2 protein-coding genes are annotated in these 1,030 nt (G+C 43.9%); one reads left to right on the forward strand and one right to left on the reverse strand.

The window, feature by feature from the left end:
* A partial coding sequence (gene cobA, locus G4P69_RS38825; RefSeq protein WP_208355386.1) for a uroporphyrinogen-III C-methyltransferase occupies nucleotides 1–517 on the forward strand: 517 nt, incomplete at its 5' end.
* Nucleotides 518–719: 202 nt separating this feature from the next.
* Here cobA and G4P69_RS38830 read toward each other — a convergent pair.
* A partial coding sequence (locus G4P69_RS38830; protein ID WP_243903200.1) for an ATP-binding protein occupies nucleotides 720–1,030 on the reverse strand: 311 nt, incomplete at its 5' end.

A 1,030-nucleotide genomic window follows, 5' to 3' on the forward strand; every position in this document is an offset into this window, starting at 1 on the left:
GCAGGATCATGCAGTTGTTGTAAGGCTGAAAGGAGGCGATCCCTTTATATTTGGTCGCGGTGGCGAGGAAATGGAGGAATTGCTGAAAGCCGGGATACCAGTGGAAGTTGTGCCTGGAATCACATCGGGAATTGCGGCTCCAGCTTATGCGGGGATACCTTTAACGCATCGCTTGTATAGTTCGTCGGTAACTTTTGTAACTGGTCATGAGACTGCAGGTAAGTATCATCCAGCGATTAATTGGAATGCGATCGCGCATGGCTCAGAAACAATTGTCATCTACATGGGAATTCACAACCTGCCCTACATTGTAGAACAGTTAACACAGGCTGGGTTGAGTTCACAAACACCCATAGCACTGGTACGTTGGGGTACAAGACCGGATCAACAAGAATTGATTGGTGAATTAGGGACAATTATAGAACAAGTAGAAACCACTAAATTTGAAGCACCAGCAATTGTGGTCGTTGGCGCAGTGGTAAATATGCACAAGGTTTTAAACGCCGTCTTCAATTAACAGATCCAGCAATTAAACGCTTGCTCACTGCGCAGACTTGGAGATTGATGATTCATGCAATTTCGTCTGCAATATACCGTTGAAGTCTTACAATATAATAGTTTGGTGCGTTACGACCTTCTGTCTAACGCACCCTACAACTTCTGACTTTCGCGCAGCGGTACTACCTTCCTGTTAAAATGACTGACAGCAATCACGCACCTTAATAAACTTTGAAAGGTACTGAAAGAGTAAAGGTAGAGCCAATTGTTGGGATAGCATCAACTTTGATATCCCCCCCGATAGGTTTTAATTTGTTGCGAACCACATCTATCTCCACACCATGATCAGATGTCTCGAAGGAACCCATCCCAAGCTCATACATTAGTGATAATATTTCTTCATCTGTAGCTTGTTCTAAGATAGTAGGCTCTAAGCCTGTCGCCATTGCGCAAGTTGGAATTTGCTCGAGTCTAATACCACGACCATCATCTCTAACGGTAATGATAGTGTGATTTCCATAATGAGTGGCTT

It is taken from the genome of Aetokthonos hydrillicola CCALA 1050 (assembly GCF_017591665.1).
Lineage (GTDB): Bacteria > Cyanobacteriota > Cyanobacteriia > Cyanobacteriales > Nostocaceae > Aetokthonos > Aetokthonos hydrillicola.